The 24,360-nt window shown below is 73.3% G+C and carries 22 protein-coding genes; 9 read left to right on the forward strand and 13 right to left on the reverse strand.

The genetic code is table 11. The features are described 5' to 3' along the window. Together ABZ793_RS30985 and ABZ793_RS30990 are read right to left on the reverse strand one after the other, a co-directional pair. Window positions 1–1,098 (reverse strand): hypothetical protein (locus ABZ793_RS30985; protein ID WP_357463690.1); only part of this gene is annotated, 1,098 nt, incomplete at its 3' end. After that, a complete protein-coding gene (locus ABZ793_RS30990) occupies window positions 1,091–2,137 on the reverse strand; it encodes an ATP-binding protein (protein ID WP_357463692.1) in 1,047 nt (348 codons plus the stop codon). The genes ABZ793_RS30990 and ABZ793_RS30985, both read right to left, overlap by 8 nt. Before the next feature lie 346 nt (window positions 2,138–2,483). Here ABZ793_RS30990 and ABZ793_RS30995 point away from each other — a divergent pair, with 346 nt between their 5' ends. Together ABZ793_RS30995 and ABZ793_RS31000 are read left to right on the forward strand one after the other, a co-directional pair. Next, window positions 2,484–3,788, forward strand: a complete 1,305-nt coding sequence (locus ABZ793_RS30995; protein ID WP_357463695.1) for a M23 family metallopeptidase — start codon at window positions 2,484–2,486, stop codon at window positions 3,786–3,788. A 191-nt stretch (window positions 3,789–3,979) separates the two neighbouring features. Continuing rightward, window positions 3,980–5,056 carry a GH25 family lysozyme gene (locus ABZ793_RS31000; RefSeq protein WP_357463698.1) on the forward strand — a complete coding sequence of 359 codons (1,077 nt, stop codon included), beginning with the start codon at window positions 3,980–3,982 and terminating at the stop codon, window positions 5,054–5,056. 192 nt (window positions 5,057–5,248) lie between these two features. Here the strand turns inward: ABZ793_RS31000 and ABZ793_RS31005 are convergent, their stop codons facing one another. From ABZ793_RS31005 to ABZ793_RS31020, 4 genes are all read right to left on the reverse strand, one after another. Continuing rightward, window positions 5,249–5,848 carry a winged helix-turn-helix domain-containing protein gene (locus tag ABZ793_RS31005; protein WP_357463701.1) on the reverse strand — a complete coding sequence of 200 codons (600 nt, stop codon included), beginning with the start codon at window positions 5,846–5,848 and terminating at the stop codon, window positions 5,249–5,251. 49 nt (window positions 5,849–5,897) lie between these two features. Then, a complete protein-coding gene (locus ABZ793_RS31010; RefSeq protein ID WP_357463704.1) occupies window positions 5,898–6,386 on the reverse strand; it encodes a rhodanese-like domain-containing protein in 489 nt (162 codons plus the stop codon). A gap of 53 nt (window positions 6,387–6,439) precedes the next feature. Next, on the reverse strand, window positions 6,440–6,895 hold the full coding sequence (locus ABZ793_RS31015) for a cysteine dioxygenase family protein (RefSeq protein ID WP_357463706.1): 456 nt from the start codon (window positions 6,893–6,895) through the stop codon (window positions 6,440–6,442). A gap of 113 nt (window positions 6,896–7,008) precedes the next feature. After that, window positions 7,009–7,386, reverse strand: a complete 378-nt coding sequence (locus tag ABZ793_RS31020; protein WP_350705741.1) for a signal peptidase I — start codon at window positions 7,384–7,386, stop codon at window positions 7,009–7,011. Between the two features lie 63 nt (window positions 7,387–7,449). Here ABZ793_RS31020 and ABZ793_RS31025 point away from each other — a divergent pair, with 63 nt between their 5' ends. Beyond that, on the forward strand, window positions 7,450–7,848 hold the full coding sequence (locus tag ABZ793_RS31025) for an ankyrin repeat domain-containing protein (protein WP_357463709.1): 399 nt from the start codon (window positions 7,450–7,452) through the stop codon (window positions 7,846–7,848). 45 nt (window positions 7,849–7,893) lie between these two features. After that, window positions 7,894–8,850, forward strand: a complete 957-nt coding sequence (locus ABZ793_RS31030; RefSeq protein WP_357463712.1) for a DUF3500 domain-containing protein — start codon at window positions 7,894–7,896, stop codon at window positions 8,848–8,850. A 118-nt stretch (window positions 8,851–8,968) separates the two neighbouring features. Here the strand turns inward: ABZ793_RS31030 and ABZ793_RS31035 are convergent, their stop codons facing one another. The 6 genes from ABZ793_RS31035 to ABZ793_RS31060 all read right to left on the reverse strand — a co-directional run bounded on the left by ABZ793_RS31035 (window position 8,969) and on the right by ABZ793_RS31060 (window position 16,921). After that, window positions 8,969–9,475, reverse strand: a complete 507-nt coding sequence (locus ABZ793_RS31035; protein ID WP_357463715.1) for a DUF2231 domain-containing protein — start codon at window positions 9,473–9,475, stop codon at window positions 8,969–8,971. A 122-nt stretch (window positions 9,476–9,597) separates the two neighbouring features. Next, on the reverse strand, window positions 9,598–10,338 hold the full coding sequence (locus ABZ793_RS31040; RefSeq protein ID WP_357463718.1) for a GAF and ANTAR domain-containing protein: 741 nt from the start codon (window positions 10,336–10,338) through the stop codon (window positions 9,598–9,600). 184 nt (window positions 10,339–10,522) lie between these two features. Continuing rightward, window positions 10,523–12,814 (reverse strand): accessory Sec system translocase SecA2, encoded by a 2,292-nt coding sequence (gene secA2 / locus ABZ793_RS31045; protein WP_357463721.1) that lies wholly within the window; start codon window positions 12,812–12,814, stop codon window positions 10,523–10,525. A gap of 97 nt (window positions 12,815–12,911) precedes the next feature. After that, on the reverse strand, window positions 12,912–14,762 hold the full coding sequence (locus tag ABZ793_RS31050; RefSeq protein WP_357463724.1) for an ABC transporter ATP-binding protein: 1,851 nt from the start codon (window positions 14,760–14,762) through the stop codon (window positions 12,912–12,914). Between the two features lie 70 nt (window positions 14,763–14,832). Then, window positions 14,833–15,921, reverse strand: a complete 1,089-nt coding sequence (locus ABZ793_RS31055) for a zinc-binding alcohol dehydrogenase (protein ID WP_357463727.1) — start codon at window positions 15,919–15,921, stop codon at window positions 14,833–14,835. Next, entirely contained in the window at window positions 15,914–16,921 is a 1,008-nt protein-coding gene (locus tag ABZ793_RS31060; RefSeq protein ID WP_357463730.1) for a Gfo/Idh/MocA family oxidoreductase, read from the reverse strand. The genes ABZ793_RS31055 and ABZ793_RS31060 overlap by 8 nt, the downstream gene beginning before the upstream one ends. A gap of 192 nt (window positions 16,922–17,113) precedes the next feature. On the opposite strand from ABZ793_RS31060, the gene ABZ793_RS31065 reads away from it, so the two are divergent. The 5 genes from ABZ793_RS31065 (at window position 17,114) to ctaD (ending at window position 22,996) form a co-directional block, all read left to right on the forward strand. Further along, the gene (locus tag ABZ793_RS31065) at window positions 17,114–18,130 is read left to right on the forward strand and encodes a glucosyl-3-phosphoglycerate synthase (protein ID WP_357463770.1); all 1,017 of its coding nucleotides are present in this window, start codon (window positions 17,114–17,116) and stop codon (window positions 18,128–18,130) included. Window positions 18,131–18,206: 76 nt separating this feature from the next. Further along, window positions 18,207–19,364, forward strand: coding sequence for a glycosyltransferase (locus tag ABZ793_RS31070; protein ID WP_357463733.1), 1,158 nt, complete (start codon window positions 18,207–18,209; stop codon window positions 19,362–19,364). A gap of 213 nt (window positions 19,365–19,577) precedes the next feature. Continuing rightward, the gene (locus ABZ793_RS31075) at window positions 19,578–20,042 is read left to right on the forward strand and encodes a DUF4383 domain-containing protein (RefSeq protein ID WP_357463736.1); all 465 of its coding nucleotides are present in this window, start codon (window positions 19,578–19,580) and stop codon (window positions 20,040–20,042) included. A gap of 115 nt (window positions 20,043–20,157) precedes the next feature. Beyond that, window positions 20,158–20,886, forward strand: coding sequence for an ATP-binding protein (locus tag ABZ793_RS31080; protein ID WP_357463739.1), 729 nt, complete (start codon window positions 20,158–20,160; stop codon window positions 20,884–20,886). A gap of 106 nt (window positions 20,887–20,992) precedes the next feature. After that, complete coding sequence (gene ctaD, locus ABZ793_RS31085; RefSeq protein WP_357463742.1) at window positions 20,993–22,996, forward strand: cytochrome c oxidase subunit I; 2,004 nt, start codon at window positions 20,993–20,995, stop codon at window positions 22,994–22,996. 76 nt (window positions 22,997–23,072) lie between these two features. On the opposite strand, the gene ABZ793_RS31090 is transcribed toward ctaD, so the two are convergent. Further along, window positions 23,073–24,212, reverse strand: coding sequence for a SigB/SigF/SigG family RNA polymerase sigma factor (locus tag ABZ793_RS31090; RefSeq protein ID WP_357463745.1), 1,140 nt, complete (start codon window positions 24,210–24,212; stop codon window positions 23,073–23,075). Window positions 24,213–24,360: the final 148 nt, after the last annotated feature.

A 24,360-nucleotide genomic window follows, 5' to 3' on the forward strand; every position in this document is an offset into this window, starting at 1 on the left:
GCTCCTCGTCTGCCATCTGGCCTCCATTCGCACGTACTCGCCATAGGTGTCATAGTCGACTGCAACCTGCGCGGAGGCCGCGGTGACCATGTCGGTGTCGGTGCCGGCATCGGCCATCACGGCAACCCGCACGTCCTCGTGGGTGCGCAGCACACTCACCCGCGCGTGGGACCGCGCCGCCGCCAACGTCGCCACGACCGGGCTGGTGAGTTCCCGACGCACCTCGGGGGGCACCGCCACGGCCGCGCCGCTGACCGCCAGCGACACCTCGATGCCGCGTCGTTCGGCCTCATCGACACAGGCGGTGACTTCGTGCACCAGCGGATCAGGGACCTCGTCGTTCTCGGCGAACAACCTGCGGAGCTGGGTCGCCGCGAGGGAGCACCGTCGTCGGGTGTCGTCGTCGCGGGGGTCCAGCACGCCATCGGCCAGGTCCGCCAGTAGCGGCAGTGTCACACCCAACTGCCCGGCGAAGACGCTGCGCTGTTCCCGTTCCCACTGCTCGACCGCCATCACCCTGGTGATCAGCTGCTCCTGCTCGGCGGCCACCGACATCGCCTGACGGGTTCTGTGGTGCAGCATCCGCGAGATCGGCACGACCGCCAGCTGGATGCTGGCAGTGCCGAACGCGACGATGCCCGCGGCACCGATCCCGGCGCGGTCCGGCACGACCGCCAACAGGAATTGACCAACGCTCACCGTCAGATGCACGGCCATGGCGGTGAGCAGCACGGGCACGCGGTCCAGGAGCAGCAGCAACAGATGCCACCCCACCAGGCCGAACGACCAGTCCGGTGTGCCGAAGTGCTGGCCCGGTGGGAGGACGCGGGTGGCACCGGCCGAGGCTGCCAGCGTGACCGCCGTGCCGACCACCACGACGGCGGCCGGTATGGGCTTTCGGCGCACCACCCACACTCCACAGGCCGCCGTGACGAACGCCAGTGCCGTGAAAGCGGCCACGGCGACCCACCTCGGCCGGTACTCATATTCGATCAGCGGCCGTACACACAGCCCGAACTGCACGACGCCGGTGACGCACAGCAGCGCAATCCGCATCGTGGAGTGCACGTGGTCGCGCGCTGCGCGGCTCTCAGGCACCGGGCCACACCAGCCGCACCGAGGTCCCCGTACCGGGGCGCGAGGTGACAAGGGCGCTGCCGCCGGCCGCGGTCATGCGTTCGACGATCGAGCCACGAATGCCGCGGCGGGAGTGCGGCACCTCGCCAGGGCAGAACCCCACGCCCGCGTCGTCGACCGCAACGACCACGCGGTCCTCCTCGACGTGGACGCTCAGCGTGGCGTCGCGTACTGCGGCGTGCCGCTCGACGTTGGCCAGCGCTTCACGTACCGCCCGCACCAGCGCGAGCGCCGCCGACGCGGGCACCACCGTCCCTTCCCGCCAGCGGACGTCGACGGTCAGTGGAGTCCGATCCACGACGGAGCGCAGCGCGGCATTCAGGTCCACCGGGCTGTCCTGCGAGGACTGTCCACCCGTAGCGCCGGTGAGCACGGTCAGGTCGTGCCGTGCGTACTCGGCCACCTGCCTGGGGTCGGTGTCCCGACCGTGCGTCGTCACCAGGAGAAACGTCGCCGAGGCCGTGTCGTGCAGCAACGCGAGGAACTCCCGTTCCTGCGAGTGCCGCGCCATTGCCACCGCCTCGGCCCGCGCCAGCGCTGCCCGGCGTGCCCGCAACACGTCCACACGCCTGCTGGACCGCTGCAACAACACGAACGCGAGACGCGCCATGACGCACTCGACCAGCAGCCGCAGGCCGACCGCGCTCCCCTCGTCGACGCCAACCATGGTGAAGCCGACCACGAGCAGCCCGGCCGTGACGGGCAGCGACACCTTTGGCGGCCAGTCCCACTGCAGGGTGATCGACGTCGTGGTCAGCGCGTTGAGTGCCCACGGACTGGGCTTTCCATCGGTCCACTCCTGCGTCGCGCAGATCGCCGCGACACGCACCACCGCGAACGCCAGCGCCAGTGGCGCCGCACGCCCGGAGAACCCGGCCTGGCAGTCCACCACGGCACCGACCACCATCAGCCCGAACAGTGCGAACCCCAGCGGCAGGGCATCGCCGGGAACCGTCAGAAGCCCGAAAGCGCTGATGAGCAACAGCACGAATCCACGCATGGGCGCCGCGTACCGGCGTGCCATGGCCAGGAACTCCGCCTCTACGCTGCCCGGCCCTGAACTCGACGGCATGGCGATCTGTCATGTCCTGCGGCAGGAGCAGGACGCCTGCAGCCGCGTCACAAGACTGCGATCGGCTTCGACAACCACGCGAAGACCCTAACAACGGGGGCCCCTGTTTCACATCGGCCGGCGCCGTTGCCGTGATGCAGCTCGACGATCGGTGAGGGTGGGTCTGGTGGATGGCTCCCTGCCCTCAGTGGCCGTCGGTCGAACGCACGATGCCTGCCGTTCGTGCCCTGTCTAGGTTCGGGCGCACAGCACCCCTCGACGTGGGAGTCGGTTGATGGCAGGCGACGGGTTCCGCAGACGGACCTTCTTGTGCGCAACGGTGGCGGCCGGTACCGCCACCGCGGTCGGTATCGGGGCGCGCGCGGCCGAGGCAGCCGTCCCGGGTTTCTACAACCCCTTCGGTGGCTATCCGATCACTGGGACCTGGCAGGAACATCTCAACCGGGGTTCGCTCGGCGGCATCGACTACGGCATGCCCGTCGGCACGCGACTGCCCGCTGCGGGCGGCGGTGTCGTGACCAACGATCCGAACAACGGCACCGGCGGCTACACCGTCACCATTCAGCACGACAACGGCTACCGCACCCAGTACCTGCACCTGTCGCAGTTCCTACTGGCCAACGGCACGCGGGTCGACACGGGCGAGATCGTCGGGTTGTCCGGCGGGGCGGTCGGTGCACCGGGATCGGGCTCGTCCACCGGCCCGCACCTGCACTGGCACATGATCGACCCGAGCGGCACCCGCATCAACCCGCTGGTCTACCTGGATGGCGCAGGAACGAGCCCGCCGGCGTACACCCAGGTTTTCGAGACCGCGGACAGCACTGGTTGGCGGCCGTTGCCGGTCGGGTATGACGGGCAACCCGTTCTCGCGGGCGCGGTCAGTGCGGTGCTTCGGGCGGACGGAACCAAGATTGTCTACACGGTGCGTGATGGTCGCTTGTATGAGGCGGCCAGTAACACCGGATGGCGGAATCAGCAGGTGCCCAACCACGACCAGGTGTCCGCCGTGTCAGCGATCCCCTACAACGGCGCGGTCGTCGTGTACACGGTGCGCGGAGGCGCAGTGTACGAGGCGAGCAGCGCCAACTGGCAGCCCCTGCTCGTCGGCTACAACGGGCAACCCGTCCACGGAACCGCGATCAGTGCGGTGCTTCGGGCGGACGGAACCAAGATTGTCTACACGGTGCGTGATGGTCGCTTGTATGAGGCGGCCAGTAACACCGGATGGCGGAATCAGCAGGTGCCCAACCACGACCAGGTGTCCGCCGTGTCAGCGATCCCCTACAACGGCGCGGTCGTCGTGTACACGGTGCGCGGAGGCGCAGTGTACGAGGCGAGCAGCGCCAACTGGCAGCCCCTGCTCGTCGGCTACAACGGGCAACCCGTCCACGGAACCGCGGTGTCTGCGATCACCAGAACCGATGGCACCAGGATCATCTATACGGTGCGGGACGGATACGTACACGAAGCAGCCAGCAACACCGGCTGGCAGAACCTCCGCGTTCCCAATCTCACGGGCACCAACACCATCGCCGCACTCAACGCCAACGGAATCAAAATTCTCTACAGCCGTTAACGTGATCCGGAACCTGCGGCCGCTCGGCATCGACCCGCATATCCCCTGGTTGAACATTCCTTTGTCGAGGGACCGGGGCTGCCGGGGGTGCCGTCGTCGCGAAAAGCAGCTGAGTGCGGGCGGGGATCGGCGAACAGCAGCCGGATGCACGTTGGGCCTGATCTGCAGGGACTTTCAGGGGGAGATTTGACATGACCGCTTTCCTGGGGCGGCTTGCGGTGGCGGCCGCGGTTGCCTTCGTGTTGCCGGTGAGCGCCGCGGCAGTACCCGCCGCCGCGGCGGTGCCGGCCGGCACGGTGTCCGGCATTGACGTTTCCGCTTGGCAAGCCGGTATCGACTTCGCCGATGTCCGGGCCGACGGCTACCAGTTCGTGATCGTGAAGGCTGGCGGCTCCCAACTGTCGGAGGGCCCGTACACCGGCTCGCAGTATGCGATCCAGGTGGATGGCGCGCGGGCAGCGGGGCTCAGGGTCGGCCACTACTGGCTCGCTGGAGACTTCCAAGCCCCCGTTCAGGCTGCTGACTACTTTGCCGACCATCTGCACGACTATCGGCCTGGTGACGTGATCGCGCTGGACAACGAGGTGCTCGACGACTCGACGAGGCTGTGGAACGACACCGAGGTCGCAACATTCTTCCAGCGCATGCGCGACCGGATCGGCAACCACGTGCCCTGGCTGTACATGGGTGCGGCAGACCTGCGCTCCGGGACGTGGCCCCAGACGATCGCGGCCGGCGTGAAGCTCTGGGTGGCGTCGTGGGGCGCCAACAACGGCAGCTACCCCGGAGAGCCGAACCTGGGCGGCGCCTACCCGACGTGGAGTGCGCACCAGTACAGTTCGTCCGGATCGACCGGCGGTATCGCATCCGTGGACCTGAACGTGGCCAAGCCGAGCGCGTTCGAGATCGTCGACGGCGCACCGGTCGACCCGCCGCCGGACGACCCGCTGCCCAAGACGACCACCGAGCAGGACGGCATCCCCGGCCCGATCTTCTACCAGCGGATGCAGAACTGGCTACGGATCACCGCCGGCTACACCGGCCCGATCGACGGCGTGCCCGGCGTAAACACGTACGCCGCCCTGCAACGAGCCATGCGCAACTACGGCTACACCGGCCCCATCGACGGCATACCAGGGCCGAACACCTGGAAAGCGGTACAGCGACTCGCCTCCGGCTGGGGCTACACCGGCCCGATCGACGGCGTGATGGGACCCAACTCGTGGCGGGGCTTCGCCCGCTTCCTCAACCAGGACCAGTGGGACTAACCTGCCACCATCCAGGCAATGGCCGACTCACAGCACGACGACGCCGACCAGCAGACGAGGTCCAGGTAAGCCTGACAGTCTTGCGGCCCCACTCGATGGCGCGGCGCACCCGGAGACTCGGGTACGCCGCGCGGGGGTGCCGAACGGCCGGGCTCGTCAGGGGTCGCCGTCGGACTCGGTTCGCGGTGCCCGTCAGCGGCTCCGGTCGACCTCGATCCGGGCCTCGTCGGCCAGGCGGTAGCCGACACCGTGGACGGTGGTCACCAGCGGTGTGTCGGCGCCGAACTTGGCGCGCAGCCGGCGGACGTGCACGTCGACGGTGCGGGCCACCGCGTGTTCGTAGCCCCAGACGTTGGCGAGCAGTTGGAGGCGGGTGAAGACCTGGCGGGGTCGCTCGGCCAGGAACAGCAGCAGGTCGTACTCGATGCGGGTCAGCGCCACCGCCCGGGTGCCGTGGTGGACGACCCGGGGCCCGGCGAGGATCCGGACCCCGTCGGGGCGACCGGCGTCCGGGGCCGGGGCGGGGTCCGCGACGGCCGCGGCTCCGCCGGGGTGCGCGACGGCTGGGACCGGGCGCGGCGCCGCCGGCGGGCCATCGGCGGCGGCCGGGCGCACGCGCCCCTCCCCCGACTCGGCGAGTTCGCCGATCAGCTCCAGCAGCCGGGCCAGGCGCGGGCTCAGCGGCCCGGGAGCGACGTCGAGGGTGATGGTGAGGGTCGGTGCGGAGCGCGGGCGGACCGGCCCGGGGCGGCCGGCCGGCTGGGGCCGAGGGGTGAGGGCGACGACGGACATGGAGCCTCCTGGGGACGGCGGTGCCGCCACGCCCGGTGGGGCGGGACGGTCAGGACGGCGCCCGGCCGGCGGTCACCGGGGGCGCGGGAGCGGGCGGACGGGGTGGCGGGGTGGGGCCGAGGACGGGCAGGCCGGCGAGCCGCCAGGCGACGAAGCCGCCGATCACGTCGGTGGCGCGGTGCAGCCCGAGGTCCTGCAGGGCGGCGGCGGCCAGCGAGGAGGTGTAGCCCTCCTGGCAGATGACCACCACCGGCAGGTCGTAGTCGACGGCCTGCGGCAGCCGCGCCGGGCAGCGCGGGTCGAAGCGCCACTCCAGCACGTTGCGTTCGACCACCAGCGAGCCGGGGACGGTGCCGTGCGCTGCCCGCTGGGCGGCCGGGCGGATGTCGACCAGCAGCGCCCCGCCACGACAGGACAGGTGCGCCCGCTCGGGATCCAGCCGGTCGAGCCGCGCGCGGGCGGCGGCCAGGATCTCGTCGATGCCCCGGGAGCCCGGCGGCGCCGGGGCCGGACAGGCGTGCGGGTCGGTCTGCGGCATGGTCGTTTCCTCCGGTGGGTGCTGGCGGTCGGTGGCGCGGGACGGTGGGCCGTTCACCAGGCGACCCCGGCCTCGGCCACCTCGGCGGCGCGGAGCCGGCCGTCGGCGAGCAGGTAGCGGGTCATCCGGCGCAGGGCGGGGCGGTAGACGTGGACGCTCACGGCCGGCTCGTCGCCCCGGTTGGTCACCTGGTGCACGTGCCGAGGCCCGAAGCGACGGCCGGAACCGGCGGCCAGGTGGTGCGGGCGCAGCCAGCCCCCGCTGACGGTCTCCTCGGTGAGGGCGCCGGCCACGACGAGGAACGCGCCGCCCGAGCCGCCGTGGTCGTGCAGGTCGGTGCCCTGCCCAGGCAGCCAGCTCAGCGCCCAGACCTCGTGGTCGGCGGTCTGGGCGAGCCGGGCGTACCACCGGGAGGCCGGGTCGAAGCACAGCGGCACCGGCCATGCGGCCGGGTCGGCGGCCCACGCACCGGCGATGGCGAGCAGGTCGGGCTGGCGACGGTCGGTCATGGCGGTCCTTCGGGGTACGGCGACGTGCGGAGCCTCAGCCTAGCCTGCAAACCCTATGGGTTTAGTAGGTAATTCCGCATGCCGGGACACGATCGTCCACGAGCCGGTACGGGTCAGCGCCGGACCGGCGGCTCCACCCGGTAGCCGGGGACCGACGGCCAGCGGACGGTCAGCACGACCGCCTCGCACTCGGCGTACCAGGAGTGGTCCACCCCGCGCCCCCACACCACGTAGTCGCCGGGCTCGCGCAGCACCACCGTCCGGTCCGGCAACTCGACCCGGAAACGCCCGCTGACCAGCACCAGCAGGGCAGTCCGCCGCTCGCCGGTCGCCCATCGGGAGCGCGCCTCACCGGCCGGGTGCACGCCCCACTTGACCTCGACGTCCGTGCTGTGCCGGACGTCGCCGGGCGGCATGAAGTGGCCGAGCAGCCAGCCGGCGTTCGTCGCACCGTCGACGCCCGCGTTGCCCACGTACACCGTGCCGTCCATCGACCCCTCCCCAGCGCGCCGGCCGAGCAACCTACCAGGCTGCCGCGCGACTAACCTGGACCGGTGAGTGAGGAACTCGACGCCGAGACGCTGGCGTTCGCGCACCGGATGTTCGACCTGGCGCGCGACGGCGGCACAGACGAGCTGGCCGACTACGTCGACGCGGGGCTGCCGGTCGACCTGACCAACGACAAGGGCGACACCCTGCTGATCCTGGCGGCGTACCACGCCCACCCGGAGACGGTCGCCGCGCTGCTCGCCCGAGGTGCCGACCATGCCTCCACCAACGACCGGGGGCAGACGGCGCTGGCCGCCGCGACGTTCCGCAGCAGCGCCGACGCGGTCAAGGCGCTGCTCGCCGCCGGGGCCGACCCGCACCACGGCAACCCGTCGGCGGTGGAGACGGCCCGCTTCTTCGACCTGCCCGAGATGCTCGCGCTGCTGACGGCGCCGGCCGGCTGACGGCGACGGCCCCCGCGCCCGGGTCCCGGCCGGTATACAGAGGCGGTGGAAGATCCGCTGCCCGAGCAGATGCGCACCGCCGGCACGGCGCTGCTGGCCGCGCTGGACGAGCCCGCCCGCGCCCGCGCCGCCCTCCGGTTCGACGACGAGCAGGCCCGGCGCTGGCTGGAGTACCGGCCGCGACCCCGGCCCGGGGTGTGCCTGGCCGACCTGGACCGCGCCGGGCGCAAGGCCGCGCACCGGCTGCTGGCCACCGCGCTGAGCCCACCGGCGTACGCCCAGGCGATGGCGATCGTCGCGCTGGAGGAGGTGCTGGACCGGGCGGAGGGATGGCGCCGGGGCCGGCACAGCGGCGACTACTGGGTGGCCGTCTTCGGCGACCCGGCCCGGGACGACGCGTGGGCGTGGCGGCTGGAGGGGCACCACCTCTCGGTGAGCATGACCGTGGTGGCCGACCAGGTCTCCCCCGCGCCGATCTTCCTCGGCGCCAACCCGGCCACCGTCCGGTACGCCGGCCACCCCGTCTCCCGACCCCTGGGCGTCGAGGAGGACCTGGGCCGCGCCCTGCTGGACGCCATCGGTCCGGCCGGCCGGGCCGCCGCGATCGTCGCCGACGAGGCGCCCGGCGACATCATCAGCGCCACCCGCGCCCGCGTCGACGCGCCGCTGGAGCCCCTCGGGGTGCCCGCGGACCGGCTCGGCCCCACCGGGCGGGCGCTGCTGGACCAGCTCGTCGCGCTCTACCTGGACCGGCTCCCGCCCGAGCTGGCGATCCGGGAGGCACGCCGGTTGGCCTCGGGGCAGCTGCACTTCGCCTGGGCCGGCCCGACCCGCCCCGGCCACCGCCACTACTACCGCGTGCAGGGCGACGACCTGCTGATCGAGTACGACAACACCACCGACGACGGCAACCACGCGCACACCGTGCTGCGCCGCCCGGCCAGCGACTTCGGCGCGGACGTCCTGGCCGCCCACCACGCCGAATCCCACCCGACCCGCTGACCCTCCCCCGCCCCCTCTCCGCCTCGCGGTCTCGCACCTTCAGCCCTCGGATCGGCGGAATTGCCACCTTCGTCAGGGCACCATGTGCAAGATCGCGGGGACGGCGGGGCGGGGTGGGTCAGGGACGGGAGCGGGCCAGGTCGACGGTGGAGCCGGAGACGCCGCCGCCCAGCGCGTCGAAGGTGGTCGCCTCGGCCCGGCGGCCCGCGTCGAACAGCCGCACCAGCCGGGCGCCCAGCCGGACGCCGACCGCGCCGACGGCGAGGGCCACGAGCTCGGTGAGCAGCAGCACGACGCCGGCGCCGCGCTGCGGCGCGTCCGCGCGGACGAGGCAGGACACCAGGAACAGCGCGGCCATCGCCACGTTCACCAGGTTGAAGGTCACCGCCGTGCGCCGGGTCCGGCCGCCCGGCACGTCCCACAGGTCGATCATGCCGGCCACGGCGGCCAACGCGGCGGCGAACAGGGCCGCCACCGAGCTCCAGTAGCCCACCTCGCCGAGGAAGGCCGGTCCCCCGAGCACGTCGGTCAGGTCGAACACGGTCGCGCTCACGAAGAGCCCGAACGGGAACGTCACCAGCATCGGTTGGATCGGGTGGCCCTGCACCCGAAGCCGGCTCTGCATCGTTCCTCCCCCAGGTCGGCTCACCCCACGAATCCAGAGTGCTACCCGGGCGCTCCCAGGGCGAAACGACACGCGCCCCCATCGGCCCCGGATGTCACGGCTGGCAGGGACGGCGACCGGGCTCAGGTGTCCCGGGGACGCGACACGGTGCTGACCAGCCGGTCGGCCACCTCGCGCAGCGGGATGTCCAGCGACGACGCGGCGCTGCGCAGCACGTCGAGAGCCTCCTCGGCCGGGCAGCCGCGCTGGGTCATGATGACCCCGATCGCCTGCCCCACCACCCCGTCGCCGAGCAGCGACGAGTCCAGCTCCCCGGCCCGGGCCGCCCGGCGCGCCCGGTCGCGGACCGCCGCGAGGAGCAGCCCGGCGTGCTCGGCGAGCAGCATCGCGGTGAGCTGGTGCCCGGGGGTGAGCAGGTCGGCGGCGCCGGCGTAGAGGTTGATCGCCCCGATCACCTGCTCGTCGACGTCGACGGGGGCGGAGATCACCCCGTGCACGCCCAGCTCCCGCGCGCGGGGCGTCCACACCGGCCAGCGCGGCTCTCGGCCCAGGTGCTCGGAGAGGATCATCTCCCGCCGCCGGATCGCGTCCATGGCCGGCGAGTCCGGGCCGTGCCGCAGGTCGTCCAGCCCCGCCAGCCGCTCGTCGGAGGCGGCCACGCCGGCCGGCTCCCCGGCCCGCAGCGCGGTGAAGCCGCACCAGCTCACGCCGTCCACCGCGTCCCGGCCGATGCGCACCAGCGCCGCCAGTGCCTCGTCGAAGTCGTCGACGGCGATCAGCCCGGCCGTCAGCTCCCGCAGCAGGGCGGCCGTCTCCAGGACGCCGAGCCGCTCCACCGCCGGGTCCCGCATCTCCAGGTTCACCGCGGCACAGCCTCCACCGACCCCGCGCCTGCCCCCGCGCGCCCGACCGGCGCCGTCACCCGTTCCATCTTCTGATCTCTCCCGACTCTTCGGACCCGCCCTACTACCCTCGCAAACCGGGGTCGAAACGGCGCAAAAGGGGGCCCCTTCCGGCGCCGCGTGGCGCGGAAGGGGCCCCGACGCGTCAGCGGGAGCCGGCGCTGAGCCGTCGACCCACGGAAGCGATCAACCGGTCCAGCTCGGAGCCGAACGGGTTGTCGTGCACCAGGTACGTCCAGGTGGCGCTCGGCCGTACGAGCTTCGCCTCGTCCGGCTCCCAGTCCTCGCCGAACTCCGTCTCCTCGAAGGTCGCGATGGTCCGCTTCTCGATCTCCGGGATCAGGTTGTTGAACGCCGGCACCGCCGCCCGGTGGAACTCGTCCAGCGGGTCGAGCCGGCCGAGCGCCCGCAGGTGCACGCCCTCGCGCACCTCGGACAGCTCGGCGAGGTGCTCCGCCCAGAGCCGGTCGAGGTGGTAGAGGGCGATCGACCGGGCGACCCGGGCGAGCAGGTCCTCGTCCATCTCCTCGGCCTTCTCCGGCATCCGGTCCAGCAGCATCAGCGCCGCCACGTCGCTGGTCAGCAGCCGCTCCCGCCGCTCGGCGAGGGCCTTGCGCTGCTGCTCGATGACCACGCTGTAGCGCCAGGTGTTGCGGTGGATCTCGTGGTTGACGCCCTCGGCGACCCGCTGGGCGTGCTCGACGGCGTAGTCGACCTGCTCGTCGGTGACCAGGCCGTCGGCGTTCATCCGGGGCGACGCCGGGACGGCGTCGCCGGCGTGCCGGACGACCAGGTCGTCCTCGAGGCTGACGAAGAAGACCGAGCCACCCGGGTCGCCCTGGCGGCCGGCCCGGCCGCGCAGCTGGTCGTCGACCCGCCGGCTGTCGTGCCGGCCGCTGCCGATCACGTAGAGGCCGCCCAGCTCGGCGACCCGCTCCCGGTCGGCCTGGTCGCTGCCGCCGAGCCGGATGTCCACGCCCCGGCCCGCCATCTGGGTGGAGACGGTCACCGCGCCGTACGCGCCGGCCTCGGCGATGATCGCCGCCTCCTCGTCGTCGTTCTTGGCGTTGAGCACCACGCAGGGCACCCCGGCGGCGTTCAGGCCGGCCGCCAGCCCCTCGGACTCCTTCACGTCCAGCGTGCCTACCAGCACCGGCCGCCCCGCCGAGTGGCAGCGCGTGATCTCGTCGATCAGCGCCTCCTCCTTCTCGGCGCGGGTGGCGTAGATCCGGTCCGGCTCGTCCTCGCGGACGCACGGGGTGTTCGGCGGGATCACCGCCACCTCGAGGCCGAAGAACTCCCGGAGCTGGTCGCCCACCAGCACCGCGGTCGCCGTCATGCCGCACACCGTCGGGTAGAGCGCGATGTACGCCTGCACGGCGATGGTGCCGAGCACCTCGCCCTCGGCGGTGGCGTCCAGGCCCTCCTTGGCCTCCACCGCCGCCTGGAGCCCGTCCGGCCAGCGGCGGCGCTGGGCCACCCGGCCGCGCATCTCGTCGATCAGCTCGACGGTGCCGTCACGGACGATGTAGTCGACGTCGCGGTGCAGCAGGGCGTGCGCGTGCAGCGCCACGTTCACCGCGGAGAGCTGCGCGACGTGCTCCTCGTCGTACAGGTCGATGCCGAGCTTGGCCTCGACGGCGGCCAGGCCGGCGGCGGTGAAGGCCACGCTGCGGCCGTCCTCGGCGACCGTGTAGTGCTTGCCCTTGCGCAGGCCGCGCACCAGGGCGGCGGCCGCGTGCACCGGGTCCTGCTCGCCGGCGACCGCGCCGGCGAGGACCATCGGCACCCGGGCCTCGTCGATGAGGATCGAGTCGGCCTCGTCGACGATCGCCGTGCGCAGCGGCGGCTGCACCCGGTCGTCGATGTCGGTCACGAGCTGGTCGCGCAGGTAGTCGAAGCCGGCCTCGCTGACGGAGACGTAGGTGACGTCGCAGGCGTACGCGTCGCGCCGCTCCTGGGGGGTGGATGCCTCGTTGACCCAGCCGACGGTCAGGCCGAGCAGGGTGTAGACGGGCTCCATCCACTGGGCGTCGCGGCGGGCCAGGTAGTCGTTGACGGTGAGCACGTGCACCGGGCCGTTGCCGAGCCGGACGTGCCCGTACGCGGCGACGGTGGCGGTGAGCGTCTTGCCCTCACCGGTGGCCATCTCGGCGACCTTGCCCGAGAGCAGGGCCATGGCGCCGAGCAGCTGCACGTCGTACGGCCGCTGGTCGATGCCGCGGCGGGCGGCCTCCCGGCCGATCGCGCAGATCTCCTCGTAGCCCGTGGCCGTGCCGGCGGCCTCGGTCAGCTCGGCGTCGTCGAGGGCCGACAGCTTCTCCTCGCGCGCCTCGATGGCCGGCAGCAGCTTCTCCAGCGGCCCCAGGTCGACCGTCGTCCCCGGGCGCTGGAGGAACCGCCGGAACCTGCTCTTCAAGCGTTGCGACACACCCATGAGCGGCAACGGTACGCGACCGGGCCGGGTAGTGGCGGCCCGCCCGGCGCGGCGCCGCGCGGGGTGTCGCCGCCGGGCGGGTCGGGCGGCCGGCCGCTCAGGTCACCAGGAGCTGGTGGGCGGCCAGCTCGCGGTAGAGCGGGCTGGTCACGGTCAGCTCGTCGTGGGTGCCGGTGGCGGCCACCCGCCCGCCGTCGAGCACCACGATCTGGTCGGCGTCGACGACAGTGGAGAGCCGGTGCGCCACGATCAACAAGGTCCGCCGGACGGCCACCGCGTCGATGGCCCGGCGCAGCGCGGCCTCGTTGCGGGCGTCGAGGTTGCTGGTCGGCTCGTCGAGCAGCAGCACCGGCGGCCCGGCCAGCAGGGCCCGGGCGATCGCCAGCCGTTGCCGCTCGCCGCCGGAGAGCAGCACCCCGCCCTCGCCCACCTGCACGGCCAGCCCCTCCGGGGCCCGCTCGGCGAGATGACCGAGGTTGACCTCGTCGAGCACCGCGCGCAGCCGGTCGTCGGTGGCGTCCGGCGCGCTGATCAGCAGGTTCTCCCGGAGCGTGCCGGCCAGCACCGGCGCGGACTGCTCGACGTAGCCGAGGCGGGCGCGCAGCGCGTCGCGGGGCAGGTCGCGCACGTCCACCCCGTCCAGCCGCAGGGTGCCCCCGGTCACGTCGTAGAAGCGCTCGACCAGGGCCAGCAGCGTCGACTTGCCGGCGCCGGAGGGGCCGACGAGTGCCGTACGGGTGCCGGCCGGCACGGTGAAGCTGACCTCGCGCAGCACCGGCGGGCCGCCCGGGTAGTGGAAGTCGACCCGGTCGAACTCGACGGCCGCCGGCGCCCCGTCGGCGGTGCTCGGCCAGGTCGGGGCGGCGGCGTGACGGACGGGCGCGGGGCGGTCGGCCGCGCCCTCCACCGGCACCGCGAGCACCTCCTCGATCCGCTGCAACGCGCCCAGCCCGGTCTGCAACTGGGCGTAGGCGTGCACCGCCTGGCCGAGCGGCAGCACCAGGAAGAACAGCAGCATCACGAACGCGACGAGGTCACCCACGGTGATCACACCGGCCGCCACCCGCGCCCCGCCCACGCCCAGCACCAGCAGGAACGCGCCCTGGATCGTGACCGTGCTCACCGGGCCGACGAACGCCTGCACCCGGGCCACCCGCAGCCCCGCCGCGTACGCCTGCGCCGCGCTGGCGCCGACCGTGTCGGCCTCGCGCCGCTCCGCCCGGGCCGCGCGGATCGTCCGGACGGCGGAGATCGCCCGCTCCACCGCCGAGGTCATCTCCCCGATGCGCTCCTGGGCCGTCCGGGCCAGGTTGCGCATCCGGCGCGCGAAGGCGACCGCGAAGCCGACCCCGGCAGCCACCCCGAGCAGGGTCACCCCGAACAGCACCGGGTCGAGCAGCACCATCGCGCCGGCCGCGCCCAGCACCATCACCGCGCCGGTGACCACCTCGAACAGCCCGGAGGTGACCACCGCCCGCAGCAGCGTGGTGTCCGAGCCGACCCGGGACAGCAGGTCGCCGGTGCGGCGGCGGTCGTACTCGGCGATCGGCAGCCGCAGCAGGTGCCCGGCCAGCCGCCGCCGGGTGCCCAGCACGACGCCCTCGGCGGTGCGTTGCAGCAGGTAGTCCCGCAGGCCGCCGAGCGCCGCGGCCCCCAGCACCAGGGCGACCAGCGCCGCCACCAGGCCGGCCACCGGCCGGGCCGCGGACACGCCGTCGAGCACCGCGCGGGTGAGCAGCGGCTGCGCCAGCGACGCCGCCGCCCCGGCCAGCGACAGCGCGGCCACCACGGCGAGGGTGCCGCGGTGGGCGCGCAGGTACGGCAGCAGGGCGGCGAGGCCGACCCGACGCTCCCCGGGGGCGGTCGCGGGGCCGCCGGCGGGAGCCTCGGCGGCGGCCGGAGTGGCGGCGGGAGCCTCGGCGGCGGCTGCGGGGGCGTCGGCGGTCACGACGGGGTCCTGGCGGTCATGTCCGCCAACGGTAACCGGCCCCGGCATCCGTCCCGGCCGGACGCGGATGTCAGACGGTCAGCACCACCTGGAGCTCCTGCCGGCGCCGCTCGGCCAGGTCGGTCAGCAGCGTCGGCGCCTCCTCGAACGGCACCACCGCCGACACCAGGTGCTTGCGGACCACGTCCCCGTACGCCCGCAGCAGGTCGATCGTCTCGGCGGAGAGGCGCTCGCGGTCCCAGGTGGGGGCGAGCCCGCGCGGCACCCGGCCGATCTGCGCGCAGCGCAGCGACAGCCCGTTGTGGTGGAACTCCTCGCCGAACCGCACCGCGTCCGCGCCGGCCTGGTAGAAGGCCAGGTCGACGACCGTGCCCTGGGGGCGCAGCAGGCGCAGCGCGAGCTGCAACGCCCACGCCTGCCCCCGGCACTGGAACACCACGTCGGCGCCCCGGTCGCCGGGGCCGTGCGCCCAGCGGGTCTTGAGGACCACCGCCGGGTCGTCGGCCTCCGGGTCGAGGGTCTCCAGGCCGAGCGCCTCGGCGACGGCCCGCCGCTGCGGGGTCGGGTCGAGCACCACCACCGAGGCGGCGCCGTGCCGCTTGGCGAACAGGGCGGTGAGCAGGGCCACCACCCCGCTGCCGACGACGGCCACGCGGCGGCCCCGGACGCCGTCGCCCAGCGACCGCACGTCGGCGCCGTGCAGGTCGGCGGCGGCGTGCAGCACCCCGTTGGCGCAGATCGGCCCCATGTGCGCCACGTAGACGCCGAGCAGCGGGTCGATGTCGTCGGGCAGCGGCACGAACCGCTCGGCGACCGGGTCGGCGACCCAGCCGGTGCGGTGGCCGTACGTCATCGCGCCGACGGTGCCCACGGCGACGGCCGGGGTGCGGCTCTCCACCACCCGACCGACCTGCATGTAGCCGAGCCGGGTCACCGGGTAGGGGGTGCTCGCGCCGCCCGGCTGGAACAGGCCGAGGTCGGCGTTCCAGGTGACGTGCAGGTAGGGGTTGGTGCCCTTGACGTAGCTCAGCTCGGTGCCGGCGGAGACGCCGCTGAACAGCGTCTCGACCCGGAACGTGCCGTCGGTCAGCTCGGCGGCGTCCTGCTCGACCAGTTCCACCCGGCCCGGGCCGCTGACCACCACCACCTTGTCACGCATCGACGGTCACCCCCGTGGCGAGCGGCGCGGCGGCCGGGCGGTCCAGGCGTACGGTCCGGCCGGTGCGGGCGGAGTCGGCCACCGCGAGGGCGAGCCGCTGGGTGCCGAGCGCCTCGGCGTACGGGACGCGGACGTCGTCGCCGACCCCGCGGACCGCGTCGACGAAGGCCCGGTCGACGGCCACCCGGGCGGCGTCGGGGTCGGCGCCGAAGCGACGTTCGCCGTCGGCGTCGCGGACCACCAGGCCGTCCTCGGCCAGCGACAGGGCCAGCCCGTCGGCGAGGATCTCCACGCCGGCACGGTGTTTCCAGCCGAGCACGCAGGCGGCGGTCAGCGTGCCGACCGCCCCGCCGGCGAAGCGCAGCGCCGCGGTGGTCACCGAGTCGATGTCGGCGCCGTCGACCGGCGGCGGCGTCCCGTTGCCGTACGCGGTGACCTCGGTCGCCTCCCCGACCAGCGTCCGCACCAGGTCCAGCACGTGGGCGGCCTGCTCCACCACCGGTCCGCCGGAGCGGTCCCGCCTGGACCACCAGGCGACCGGGGGCACCTTGTCCCACCAGACGCCGCTGACCATCCGCACCGGACGGCCGGCGAGCAGCTCCCGCGCCTGCTGCACCACCGGCAGGTACCGCCAGTGGTGCCCGACGCCGGTGAGCAGCCCCCGCCGGGCGACCAGGTCGGCGATCCGCTCGGCCGTGGCCAGGTCGACCGCGACGGGCTTCTCCACGAACATCGGCACCCCGGCCGCGATCACAGCCTCCTCCGCCGGGCCGTGCGCGAACGGCGGCACGCAGACGTACACCGCGTCCGGCCCGGCGGCCAGCAGTTCCTCCACGTCGTCGAACGTCCGGGCGCCGTGCGCGCCGGCCAGCTCCGTCGCCGCCGCCGGGACCACGTCGGTCACCCCGAGCAGTTCCACGTCCGCGAAGCCGCCCAGCACCCGGGCGTGGCGTTGCGCCACCCCGCCGGCCCCTACCAGTCCCACCCGGCACGTGCGCATGTAAGAACCCTTCCGCCACGGTTTCACGTTCCGTCGAGTGCACTCCCCCCGCGTGGGCGCGATCAAACGTTCACCAGGGGGGAACCCGGCCGCGTGACCTCCGTGATCAAGCTGTTAGGCATGCTGCGGTTAGCGCGAGCGCAGTAGTGGGAAAAACAGAACGGGTTTTTCCGCCACGATCAGGGGGTGCCTGTGCGGAATACGGAGACGATGGTTTCACCGGTGGTGGAGGCCTGGGCCACCTACCGCACCACGTCCGCGGCCGACTGGCCGGCGCGGCGGCTGCTGCGCGCGAAGGGCGACAGCAGGGTCAGCGTGGTCCTGCCGGCCCGCAACGAGGAGGCGACGGTCGGCGCGATCGTGTCGACGATCCGGGAGCACCTGATGGACCGGGTGGCCCTGGTGGACGAACTGATCGTGGTGGACTCGCGCTCCACCGACCGCACGGCGCAGGTGGCCCGCGCCGCCGGCGCGGAGGTGGTCGGCCAGGACGCGATGACCCGGGGGCTGCCCCGGCTGACCGGCAAGGGCGACGCGCTCTGGGCCGGGCTGGCCGCGGCCGAGGGGGACGTCGTCGCGTTCGTCGACGCCGACCTGCGGGAGTTCCGTCCCCACTTCGTGACGGGGCTGATCGGCCCGCTGCTGACCGACCCGTCGGTCGACTTCGTCAAGGGCTTCTACCACCGTCCGCTGGTCGGGACGACCGGGGTGGAGGCCGACGGCGGGGGCCGGGTGACGGAACTGGTGGCCCGGCCGATGCTCAACCTGTTCTGGCCGGAGCTGGCGGGCTTCGTCCAGCCGCTCGCCGGTGAGTACGCCGGCCGTCGGGAGGTGCTGGAGCGGGTGCCGTTCGTCTCCGGCTACGGGGTGGAGACGGCGATGCTGATCGACCTGCTCGACCTCGTCGGGCTGGACGCGCTGGCCCAGGTGGACCTGGGCGAGCGCAAGCACCGCCACCAGGACACCGCCGCGCTGGGCCGGATGTCGGCCCAGATCATGCTCACCGTCTGGTCGCGGTTGCAGCGACGCGGCTGGGCGGCCCCGGGCGCGATGCCCGCCGCCCTGCTGACCCAGTTCCGGCGCGGCGGCTCCGACGCGCTGCCCAACCTGGACCGGGAGATCGTCGTCAACGACGTCTCCATCGAGGAGCGCCCACCCCTGGCGGAGCTGCGGCACCGGATCCCCCGCCGACGGGTGGCCGCGGCATGACCGCCCGCCCGCACCAGCGCACAGGTGACCGGTCGCGGACGGCCCAGGGCCCCGCCGAGGGAAGGAACCCCGCACGATGAGCCTCACCGTCCTGATGAACGCCGGTCCGTGGCTGTCCGTGCCGCCGCCCGGCTACGGCGGCATCGAGAACGTGATCGCGACGCTGGTGCCGGAGCTGCGCCGCCTCGGCGTACGGGTGGTGCTCGCGTCGGTCGACAGCAGCACCCTGCCGGTCGACGAGAAGCTGTCCGTCTTTCCCGACGGGCAGTTCCACGCGCTGCAACGGCCGTACAACCAGGTCTGCGGCATCTCCCAGGCGCACCTGAACGGGGTGGTGCGCGCGCTGCACTCCCGCGACGACATCGACCTGGTGCACGACCACGTGGAGGCGGTGGGCCTGGCCACCCTCGCCGCGATGGGCCCGGACGCCCCGCCGGTGCTGCACACGCTGCACTGGGACCTGGCCAAGCACCCGGCGCTCTACGGCAACCTGGACGGCGGCGACCGCGTCCGGGTCAACGGGGTGTCCGCCTCGCAGCTGGCCCGCGCGCCCCGGGCGCTGCGGGAGCACTCCGTGGGGCACGTGCACCTGTCGACCCCCCTCGCCGTCGACGCCGACCGGCGGCCGGGCGCGGAGAAGGGCGACTACCTGGTCGTCCTGGGCCGGATCAATCCCGGCAAGGGCCAGGACCTGGGGGCCCGCCTCGCGCACCGGGTGGGGGTGCCGCTGGTGCTCGCCGGGCCCGTCGGGCCGTACCACCGGCCGGAGGACCTGGCCGCCGCCGGGGACGAGGCACGGCAGAACCCGGACGTCCGGTTCTTCTACGACGAGGTGGCGCCGCACGTCGACGGCGACCTGGTCCGCTGGGTGGGCACCGTGGCCGGGCAGGAGCGCGACGACCTGCTGGCGGGCGCCCGCGCCTCGCTGTTCCCGCTGCGCTGGGAGGAGCCGGGCGGCACGGCGGTGGTCGAGTCGCTGGCCCTGGGCACGCCCGTGGTGGCGACGGCGCGGGGCTGCCTGCCCGAGTTGATCGAGCACGGCCGCACCGGCCTGCTCACCACCGACGAGGACGAGCTGGCCGACCTGCTGCTGGCCGCCAGCCTCCTCGACCCCGACGAGTGCCGGCGCGAGGCCGCGGCGCGCTTCACCCCCGCCGTGATGGCGGAGCAGTACGTGGGCCTCTACGAACGGGTCCGCCATCACGCCGCCGCCCCACGGCTGCAGCCGGTCTGATCCCACGCTCCGCGCTCGGGGCCGGGCCGCCTGGCAGGCGGCCCGGCCCCGAGCATCGGCCCGGGCCGCCGGAGGGGCACGGGGAGGCTCGCCGGGGCGGCTCCGGTCGTCTCGTGCCCGGCACGAGGAGAGATCCGCCGGCCGCGGGTTTGGCGGGATGAGGAGCGGGAAGGCGCGAACGGCCCAGCGTTCCCGCACAGTGAGGAGACGGCGTTGACCGGTCCCATGGCGCACTCCCGCGCCCGGCACAACCCGGCCGACGGCAAGGCGCTCGTCCGGCGGGCCGCCGCTGTCGTGGCGGTGGTCTTCCTCCTGGTCGGCGTGCTCGGCTTCGTGCCGGGGGTCACCAGCGATTTCGGGGACCTGCGGTTCGCCGGGCACGAGTCCGGCGCCAAGCTGCTCGGCGTGTTCCAGGTCTCGGTGCTGCACAACATCGTCCACCTGCTCTTCGGGGTGGCGGGGCTGGTGCTGGCCCGGACGGTCTCCGGCGCCCGCACGTTCCTGGTCGGCGGCGGAGCGATCTATCTGGTGCTCTGGCTCTACGGCCTGGTGGTCGACCACGACAGCGGGGCCAACTTCGTCCCGGTCAACAACGCCGACAACTGGCTGCACCTGTTCCTCGGCGTCGGCATGATCGCGCTCGGCGTGCTGACCACGCGGGGGCAGCCCCGCCGGTGACGCACCGCGAGCGGCGGGCGACTGTGACCACCGTCGGGGTCGCCCTCGTTCCGGTTTGACTCCCCCGGTGCCCGGGTAGTTCGCAGGTCCCCGACCACGCGAAGCGAGGGCGCACATGTCGAGCCGGATCACCTGCGAGGTGCGCGACGCGTCGCCCGTGACCGTCGTACGGCTCCGCGGCGGCCTCGATGTCGGCACCATGCGCGCGGTGCACGCCGTGCTGACGGACTGCCTGGCCGCCCAGCCCGACGCCCTCGTGGTCGACCTGACCGACGTCACCGTCCGCGACCGGCTCGCGCTCTCGGTCTTCGCGGCCGCCGCCCGGCGCGCCGCCGACTGGCCGGCGGTGCCGGTCGTGCTCTGCGCCCCGCCGCCGGAGGCGGCGGACTGGCTGGCGGAGTCGACCGCCTGCCGGGTGGTGCCGGTGCGCCGCGACTGCGAGGAGGCCACCCGGGTGGCGAACGCGGCGGTGGTGCCCCGGCTGCGGGCCCGGCTCGAACCGGTGGCGGAGGCCTGCCGGCGGGCCCGCGAGCTGGTCGCCGACGCGTGTGCCCGGTGGAACCTGCCGCAGGCGGCCGGCCCGGCCTCGCTGGTGCTCAGCGAGCTGGTCGGCAACGTGGTCCGGCACGCCGGGACCCCGATGCAGGTGACGCTCACCCTGCGCCAGCCGTACCTGCACCTCGCGGTGGTGGACGGCTGCCGGGCCTCGGCCCGGGCCGGTTCTCCCGAGCTGCTGGCGGAGGGCGGCCGGGGCCTGCTGCTGGTCCGCGAGCTGGCCCAGCGCTGGGGCAGCGTGCCGGCCGGCGACGGAAAGGCCGTCTGGGCCGTACTGCCCGCCAATTGACCGAAATTACCGCTCTAGCCTGAATAGCCGCTGTCGCCTGGTTACATGGGCAGAGGGGCGGGTAGGCCCGCCGTCCTTTCTGTCGTCATGGCGGGGTGAGAGTCACATGCCCAAGCGGGTAACCACGGAACCTCCACGCGACCGGGGCCCGGCGATCCTGGCACCGGCACGCTTCGGCGGCTTCCCCGGGCCGCTGCGCAAGTCGGTCCCCGGCGGGACCCTGATCCGGTTCCTGGCCACCACCGACCACAAGCAGATCGGCCTGCTCTACCTGCTCACCTCGTTCGGTTTCTTCCTGGTCGCCGGGGTCGAGGCGATGCTGATGCGGGCCGAGCTGGCCCGACCGGGCCTGCAGTTCCTCGCCCCCGAGCAGTACAACCAGCTGTTCACCTCGCACGGCGCGGTGATGCTGCTGCTGTTCGCCACCCCGGCGGCGTTCGGGTTCGCCAACTACATCGTGCCGATCCAGATCGGCGCGCCGGACGTGTCGTTCCCCCGGCTCAACGCCCTCGCGTACTGGCTCTACCTGTTCGGCGGCCTGATGGTGATCGGCGGCTTCGCCCTCCCGGGCGGCTCCGCCGACTTCGGCTGGACCGCGTACACGCCGCTGAGCAGCCAGGAGCACTCCCCGGGCGTCGGCGCGAACATGTGGGTGGTGGGCCTGGTCATCTCCGGGCTGGGCACCATCCTCGGCGCGGTCAACCTGGTCACCACGATCCTGACCCTGCGCGCGCCCGGCATGACCATGTTCCGGATGCCGATCTTCACCTGGAACATGCTGTTCACCAGCGTGCTGGTGCTCCTGGTCTTCCCGCTGCTCGCCGCGGCTCTGCTGGCGCTGGCGGCGGACCGACTACTCAACGCGCAGGTCTTCACCCCGGAGAACAACGGCTCGATGCTCTTCCAGCACCTGTTCTGGTTCTTCGGCCATCCCGAGGTCTACATCATCGCGCTGCCGTTCTTCGGCATCATCACCGAGATCATCCCGGTCTTCGCCCGCAAGCCGATCTTCGGCTACACCGGTCTGGTGCTGGCCACCATGGCGATCACCGTGCTGTCGATGACCGTGTGGGCGCACCACATGTTCGCCACGGGCCAGGTGCTGCTGCCGTTCTTCAGCATCCTGAGCTACCTGATCGCGGTGCCCACCGGGGTGAAGTTCTTCAACTGGATCGGCACGATGTGGAAGGGACAGCTCACCTTCGAGACGCCGATGCTGTTCGCGATCGGCTTCCTGGTCACCTTCCTCTTCGGCGGCCTCACCGGGGTGCTGCTGGCCAGTCCGCCGGCGGACTGGCACACCCACGACACGTACTTCGCCGTCGGGCACTTCCACTACGTGCTCTTCGGCACGGTGGTCTTCGCCCTCTTCGGCGGCTTCTACTTCTGGTGGCCGAAGATGACCGGGCGGCTGCTCGACGAGCGGCTCGGCAAGGCGCACTTCTGGACCATGTTCCTCGGCTTCCACGGCACCTTCCTCGTCCAGCACTGGCTGGGCAACGAGGGCTTCCCCCGCCGGTACGTCGACTACCTGCCGAGCGACGGCTTCACCGCGCTGAACACCTTCTCCAGCATCTCCGCGTTCGTGCTCGGCGCGTCCACCCTCTTCTTCATCTGGAACGCCTGGAAAACCTGGCGCTACGGCGCCATGGTGACGGTCGACGACCCCTGGGGCTACGGCAACTCCCTGGAGTGGGCCACCACCTGCCCGCCGCCGCTGCGCAACTTCGACCGGATGCCCCGGATCCGCTCCGAGCGCCCCGCGTTCGACGCCAAGTACGGCCCGCTGGTCGCCGACCTCGGCCGGGACCTGCCCCAGCGCACCACCAAGCCGCCGCAGCAGTTCCGCGAAGAGCTGCACCGCGAGAAGCACCTGCCCGAGGCGCCGGCCGCCGAGGGGGCGCACGGCGCACGGGAAGCGGCCGGCTACCACCCCGCGCCGCAGTCCGGGGCCCGCCCGGTGGACGTGCCGGAGCCCGAGGACGTGCGCCGGCCCAGCTTCGAGTACACCGACGCGCCGGAGGAGCCCCGGCCTGGCGTTCAGCCGGAACCGCCGGAGAAAGGCCGCTGGCGGCACCCGCGCGAGCCCGACGACACCCCGGAGCGCTGAGCGGGCGTACGCGAAAGGGGCCGGCGCACCGTACGCCGGCCCTTTCCGTCGTCTGGCCGGCAGGTGCCGGCGCGCGTCAGTTGTCCCGCGTCGGGGCCAGTCCCGCCGCGCTGAGCGAGCGGCGCACGGCCGGCTGGACCCGGGTCAGCCGCAGCGGCACCCCGGTGCGGGCGGCGGCCTCGCGGCCGGCCATCAGCGCGGCGATGCCGCCAGCGTCGAAGCCGCCCGCGCCGACCAGGTCCACCACCACCTCGGCGGGCTGGCCGGTCACCGCCTCCAGCATGGCCCTGCGGAGCTGGTCCGCGCCGTCCCGGTCGACCTCCCCGCCGACCTCCACGACCACCCGGTCGCCGTTCTGCTTCACGGAGATGCGGGTCTTCGTGCTGTCCGACTCGGCCGCGCCGTTCTGCCACGGCGGCGGGGCGTCGGCGAGCATCGCCTGGCGCAGCCAGGTCAGCGCCCGCGACAGCAGCCGCGAGACGTGCATCTGGGAGATGCCGAACCGGGCGGCGATCTCCGCCTGGGTCTGGTTGCCGTAGAAGCGCATGGCCAGGATGCGCCGCTCCCGCCAGGGCAGCCTGTGCAGCAGCCCGCTGACGGTCACCCGGTCGTCGACGGACTCCAGCGCGTTGTCGGACTCGCCGACCAGGTCGCCGAACTCGGCCGAACTCTCCCCGCCGACGGGGGCGTTGAGCGAGGCCGGGCTGTAGCCGGCCGCCGACTCCAGCGCGGCCAGGATCTCCTCCTCCGGCGTCTCCAGCCGCGCCGCCAGCTCGGCGACCGACGGGGCCCGGGACAGCTCGCTGGTCAGCGCGGCGGTCGCCTGCCCCACCTCCAGGATCAGGTCGCGCAGCCGGCGGGGCACGTGTACGCCCCAGGTACGGTCGCGGAAGTGGCGCTTGATCTCGCCGACGATGGTGATCGCGGCGTACGCGGTGAACGAGCCCCGCTCGGGGTCGTACCGGTCGACGGCGTTGACCAGGCCGAGGCGGGCGACCTGCTCCAGATCCTCCAGCGGCTCCCCCCGCCCCCGGTACCGGCGGGCGAGTCGGCCGGCGAACGGCAGGGCGAACCGAACCAGGTCGTCACGCGCCTCCTGGCGCCGTTCGGGCGGCAGACCCTCGATCCGGGCCGCGTACGCCAGCGCAGCCGCGTCCAGGTCCTCCAGGCCCCGATCGGTCGGAGGTGGTGTGGTTGTGGTGCTCTGTCCGAACATCCGCGCCTCCCTCAGGAAGGTCCCCCGCCCGGATTCAGGAAACCGGTCGTGCGCGCGCGTGGTCGCACCACGCACCGGGCCGGAAGTGGGTCACATGACTGGGATGCCAGCGGGCGACGACGCCGCGCCGGACGGCGTGATCAGGCCG

The sequence above is a fragment of the Micromonospora sp. NPDC047465 genome (genome assembly GCF_040643125.1).
Taxonomy (GTDB): Bacteria; Actinomycetota; Actinomycetes; order Mycobacteriales; family Micromonosporaceae; genus Micromonospora.

Coding starts and splice junctions, on each gene's coding strand:
- ABZ793_RS30990 (WP_357463692.1), bottom strand. CDS start 2,137: ATGCGTGGATTCGTGCTGTTGCTCATCAGCGCTTTCGGGCTTCTGACG.
- ABZ793_RS30995 (WP_357463695.1), top strand. CDS start 2,484: ATGGCAGGCGACGGGTTCCGCAGACGGACCTTCTTGTGCGCAACGGTG.
- ABZ793_RS31000 (WP_357463698.1), top strand. CDS start 3,980: ATGACCGCTTTCCTGGGGCGGCTTGCGGTGGCGGCCGCGGTTGCCTTC.
- ABZ793_RS31005 (WP_357463701.1), bottom strand. CDS start 5,848: ATGTCCGTCGTCGCCCTCACCCCTCGGCCCCAGCCGGCCGGCCGCCCC.
- ABZ793_RS31010 (WP_357463704.1), bottom strand. CDS start 6,386: ATGCCGCAGACCGACCCGCACGCCTGTCCGGCCCCGGCGCCGCCGGGC.
- ABZ793_RS31015 (WP_357463706.1), bottom strand. CDS start 6,895: ATGACCGACCGTCGCCAGCCCGACCTGCTCGCCATCGCCGGTGCGTGG.
- ABZ793_RS31020 (WP_350705741.1), bottom strand. CDS start 7,386: ATGGACGGCACGGTGTACGTGGGCAACGCGGGCGTCGACGGTGCGACG.
- ABZ793_RS31035 (WP_357463715.1), bottom strand. CDS start 9,475: ATGCAGAGCCGGCTTCGGGTGCAGGGCCACCCGATCCAACCGATGCTG.
- secA2 (WP_357463721.1), bottom strand. CDS start 12,814: ATGGGTGTGTCGCAACGCTTGAAGAGCAGGTTCCGGCGGTTCCTCCAG.
- ABZ793_RS31055 (WP_357463727.1), bottom strand. CDS start 15,921: ATGCGTGACAAGGTGGTGGTGGTCAGCGGCCCGGGCCGGGTGGAACTG.
- ABZ793_RS31060 (WP_357463730.1), bottom strand. CDS start 16,921: ATGCGCACGTGCCGGGTGGGACTGGTAGGGGCCGGCGGGGTGGCGCAA.
- ABZ793_RS31070 (WP_357463733.1), top strand. CDS start 18,207: ATGAGCCTCACCGTCCTGATGAACGCCGGTCCGTGGCTGTCCGTGCCG.
- ABZ793_RS31080 (WP_357463739.1), top strand. CDS start 20,158: ATGTCGAGCCGGATCACCTGCGAGGTGCGCGACGCGTCGCCCGTGACC.
- ctaD (WP_357463742.1), top strand. CDS start 20,993: ATGCCCAAGCGGGTAACCACGGAACCTCCACGCGACCGGGGCCCGGCG.
- ABZ793_RS31090 (WP_357463745.1), bottom strand. CDS start 24,212: ATGTTCGGACAGAGCACCACAACCACACCACCTCCGACCGATCGGGGC.